Genomic DNA, 4,740 nt, shown 5'->3' on the forward strand with positions numbered 1-4,740 from the left:
GATTGGCAGAAAACAATGTGAATTTGAAGGTAGCAAGCTATTACAAGGTTTAACTCAAATGAAAGAATTGCAGGCAGCTTAAGCTATTTCAAAGTAGTTGAAAAAATTGGAATGAACAAACAGCCTCCGCTGAAATCTTCCTCAGCGCTAATACTTGTACTTCCAGCATAGGAGCTTTTCCGACCTCCACCTTGTGGATACGCAGGACGAAGGAATGTATGGATTAAAATCCCGTGATACATAGGAGGGTGAGCGACCTCTAAAACAGAGATAGGAAAAACAGTCCCAAAATGGAATGACCTAGGCATTCTTATGGGTGTCATTTACTATTTTTAAATACCAATCGATAAGTAAGTTGAGGGGTGTATTGTTTAAGAAAAAGCCAATCATAACCTTGGTAATTGTAGCAACAATAATTTTGGTTCTTCTGGATTTGGTGAATCGGTAGTCCCAGTTTCATCTTGACTATATACATTAAATTCAGAGAAATTATTCCATTAGATATAAGCTCGGTAAACAAGCAAAGGTTATCTTATTTACTTAGCACAGTCTTTACTTTTTTACTCAAATTCTAGTTATAGTATTAGATATATGGAAAGCTTCTTTTTCACTTGAGAATAAAAAGTAGAAATATAGTGATTATAGCCAACCCACATAATACAATTGTTTGTCCTGTTTTGCTTTTGTGGTAAAGATATCCAAACAGAAAATATAATAAAGCTGCAACAAAGTAAAAAATAAGTCCTGTAATTGTAATAACTTTGTTTTTACTATATTCGTGAGCATAAGCCATAAAATATAATAGTACTGACACTATTGATACTAGACCGATTAAATTTAATAGTTTATATGTACTCATTCTGCCTTTTAAAGCCTCCATCCACCTTTCTCGTCTAAACCTACCCTCTTAAGAGAAAAGAACCTTATTTGTAACTTTGATTTACTAAAAATCAATCCGATGAAGTTTAAAAGTGACTGTATTATTCTTGGGTTGCCAACGTTCATCATAGGAATATTGGTAGGTCATACCCGATTTTTCTAGAACCCTACCACTTCCAATATTATTTACATCATTGGTAGCAAAAATGGACTTGAAACCATCTTGTTTCAAGCGTTTTAGTAGAGCCTTACTGGCTTCTGTCGCAATTCCTTTGCCCCAGTAAGTTTTTAAAAGACCATAGCCTAATTCAGCGCTACCTTTTTCTTCATCGATTTTAGAAATACCGATATAACCAATAACTTTATGATTTGCTTTTTCTTCGATTGCATAGTGATATGCTATCCTTTGATCATATTCCTTATAGATAGTGTTATAAAGATATTCCTTTGTTTCTTCAATGGACTGAAATGGGAACCACGGAAGAAATTTATTGACTTCTTCATCGTGATAGATTTCAAACATATCGTATAAATCATCATCGGAGAACTTTCTTAATTTTAAACGATCTGTTTCAATAGTTGGTGTATTTAATTTTTTCACTTATTTCTCTCCCTCCCATAAATTTGTATCCAATACCATATTCTCTTAAAGCATAACCTATCATAATGTCAGAATTAAGGCAATGCTTTAATAATACAAAAAATACCTTAACTAAAAACTTTGTATTTTTTTACTTGTCCAGTATTGTAAACACTTATAGAAAGACTAGATTTATTATGTTATGGATTATCCATCCTTTCCTGATTAGTCCTAAATGTAATCATAATCACAAACGTAATTAGAAATATAAAAGCTAAACTGAATAATGTTTCAATTTCTTTTATTTTACAACAGCATGATTATCACAATATACCATTTTCACATTTTCAGCATAACTAACGCGGAAATAGTATTCATATTATTATTAGTGGTCATATGCATCATAAACTAATCGTAATATACGAATGAAGATTAGTGGGGTTATGTTGGCTTTTAATTAATGTTTTTTAAACCACAGGCTCTTCCTGTGTGAGAATTCAACTTGTAGAGTTGTAACAGAAAAATCTCTTTTCGATATAATAGAGTTGGCTGTCAAACCGACTCTATATATAGAAAAGAGATCTACTCATGTCGGTTGACAATAGTTTATCACACACCCGAAGAATTGTAAGTATCACATAGTCTTTATACCCAAGTACAGAAGGAAAGAAATTTATGGCGAGTTAAGAAGAGACATCGGGGTGATCTTAAGACGTTTATGTGAGATGAAAGATTAGAAATTATTGAGGCTCATGCCATGACTGACCACATCCATATGCTGGTTAAAATACCACCAAAAATGTCAGTGTCTTACTTTATGGGTTACTTAAAAGGTAAAAGCTCTTTAATGATCCATGATAGACATGCCAACTTAAAATACAATCATGGAAACCGCACATTTTGGGCTAAAGGTTACTATGTCAGTACAGTGGGGCTCAATTAGTTGGACGCCTAAAATAAGTTAATAATCCCGGCAAATGAAGCCCCTTAACTTTAAAAAGTAACGATAGCTTCCGTACACCTTTTCAATTTCTGATTAAGTGGGATCCCCCTTTATTTTTCATCACTTCTGCTAATGCCTTAGAATTTAAATCTTTTTCCTTATATAATTTATCAATGATATTAAAATAGTCCTCTTTATTTCTATTTTGGCTTAATTTATATGCAGTTTGAACTTCTTGAATTTTAATTTTAAATCCAACAATACCTTTGATTTGTTTTTTAGTTTGTAAAGAAAGATTCTCCCATAAAGCTGGTTTCTCACGAGCTTGTTCATATTTTTGTAATAGAAGTATAAGATCTTCTTGCAATTCTTGTTCATTCATAATACTAGCTGTTCCATATACATGGATAGATTGATAATTCCATGTTGGCACATTTTCAGATTTATACCAAGATGATGAAATATAGGCATGTGAACCTTGATACATAACAAGGACGTTTTCATTCTCACCTTCTAACGTTTTCCACTGAGGGTTAGCATAAGCCAGGTGTCCAGTGATAAAGTAATTATCTCCTTGTTTATGTAACTCTAAAAGTAAATGAGTAGCAATAGGTTTCCCTTGTTTTGTTGTTACAATTGTGCCAAAAGAGTTCTTCTCAATAAATTCTTTGATTTCATCAAGGTCTGTGACTTTAAAATGCTTAGGAATATACACGTAAACCCACCTTTCTAAAAGTTATATGAGTGTTTTTTCCATTATAAAGTCCGTTTGTTCTTCATCACCCATGTAAAAAGAGTGGGCTCCAGTTTGGACAAACCCCATTTTCTTATAAAAAGCAATGGCATTTTCATTTTTTTCCCATACTCCTAACCAGATTTTCTTAATATGTTGTTCAATCGCATTTTCTGTAGCCTTATTTAGTAGATATTTACCAAGTCCATGTTTTTGAAATTTATTTTTTATATAAATCCTCTCGATTTCAAGTGATTCATTATCAAATTCTTCCGTCTGAGCATCAGCGGTATTGATTTTTAAATATCCAGCAATTTCACTAGCAAAATAAACAAAAAAGAATTGCGAAGAAATATTGGATAATTCTTTTTCTAATTGTTTTAAGTTAAATGCTCTTTCCAGATAGGCATTCATATTTTCTGGTGAATTTTGATGTTTAAATGTTTCGATGAATGTTTTAATACTTACTTCTTGAAGTGTTTGTAAATCTTCATGATTGCACTTTGCTATTCTCACATTCATTTTAGTATATCGCTCCTTTATTTAATCAATAATTTCTCTTGTTTCCCTTTTTTACAAATTCCCAGTCTTTTTCTATATTTTTACTTACTCTTTGAAGAAGACTAAAAATGATTTCTTCTTCGCTTTCTGAAAAGCCTTCTAATGCAACAGAATTGGAATAATTATTTTCTCTTTTTATAAAAGGATAAACATTATCACCCTTATTTGTCGGATAGATTTTCTTGATTTTTTTGTTATGTTTATCTTCTTTCTTTTCAATAAAGCCATTAATTTCAAGTTTTTTTATAGCACGTGCTGCAGTTGTACGATCTACTTTTATCATCTCGGCCAATTTTTCTTGAATGATTCCTGGATTTTCACATATTCGTACAATGTACAAATACTGTCCTTTTGTAAGGTCATATTCTTTAAACTCTATATTACTTATAGAATCTAATGCCCTTGCTATCATTCCAATTTCACGTAGAATTTCCTTCATAATGAACTCCTTCACATATATTTTTGTTGAAATACAATGAAATTTCCATACACTAAACTTAACTTATTTATGTTGCATTTGCAACATAAATAAAAATTTTTTCTCTAAAATTTATCTTCTGCACATACTGAATCCTAAAACTTTTACGTTAATTTTTTGATTATAATTCCTGCCAATTTTGCATCTGTAAATTTATCATCACTATAATCCTTATATAAAAAACCCACCTTATAACAACTATTGATAGAAGTTAAAAGGGGGCAATATTATTGTAATGTGCGAAAATCTCAATAGAGATTGTTCAATTTGTAATAAGCAATTATTCTATAATAAATAAAATCTTATCTTAGGGATTACTACTACAAACACTTTGTAAACTATTAGTTGCCATTTGCAATCTTAAATTTATTTTATAAAAAATGAAATTATTGTAATTTAAGGAGGGATTAGTGTGGGATATTTCATTTGGACACAGAATAAAAAGTTTGAGAGTAAAAAGATAAAATTACAATTGATGAAGAAGGGTACTTGTGACTGCTAAACTAAAGTAGACAGTTTCCGCTAGATTAGAAGAAACACTTATTTACCCAAATATACCAGTAAAA

4 protein-coding genes and 1 pseudogene are annotated in these 4,740 nt (G+C 31.0%); 1 reads left to right on the forward strand and 4 read right to left on the reverse strand.

What is annotated here, in order from left to right; translation table 11 throughout:
- Positions 1-943: 943 nt before the first annotated feature.
- Entirely contained in the window at positions 944-1,480 is a 537-nt protein-coding gene (locus tag Q1A47_RS19945; protein WP_166531039.1) for a GNAT family N-acetyltransferase, read from the reverse strand.
- Between the two features lie 567 nt (positions 1,481-2,047).
- Here Q1A47_RS19945 and tnpA point away from each other — a divergent pair.
- Positions 2,048-2,399, forward strand: a pseudogene (tnpA, locus tag Q1A47_RS19950) (IS200/IS605 family transposase); the annotation flags it as partial.
- An 85-nt stretch (positions 2,400-2,484) separates the two neighbouring features.
- Here the strand turns inward: tnpA and Q1A47_RS19955 are convergent.
- The 3 genes from Q1A47_RS19955 to Q1A47_RS19965 are packed head-to-tail and all read right to left on the reverse strand — an operon-like array spanning position 2,485 to position 4,135.
- Positions 2,485-3,117 carry an FMN-binding negative transcriptional regulator gene (locus tag Q1A47_RS19955; protein ID WP_166531038.1) on the reverse strand — a complete coding sequence of 211 codons (633 nt, stop codon included), beginning with the start codon at positions 3,115-3,117 and terminating at the stop codon, positions 2,485-2,487.
- Between the two features lie 21 nt (positions 3,118-3,138).
- Positions 3,139-3,657, reverse strand: coding sequence for a GNAT family N-acetyltransferase (locus tag Q1A47_RS19960; protein ID WP_026683008.1), 519 nt, complete (start codon positions 3,655-3,657; stop codon positions 3,139-3,141).
- Positions 3,658-3,682: 25 nt separating this feature from the next.
- Positions 3,683-4,135: a MarR family winged helix-turn-helix transcriptional regulator gene (locus tag Q1A47_RS19965; RefSeq protein ID WP_166531037.1), complete on the reverse strand. Its 453-nt coding sequence runs from the start codon at positions 4,133-4,135 to the stop codon at positions 3,683-3,685.
- Between the last annotated feature and the right edge of the window lie 605 nt (positions 4,136-4,740).

The sequence above is a fragment of the uncultured Virgibacillus sp. genome (assembly GCF_947495635.1).
GTDB classification, from domain to species: Bacteria; Bacillota; Bacilli; order Bacillales; family Amphibacillaceae; genus Virgibacillus; species Virgibacillus salarius.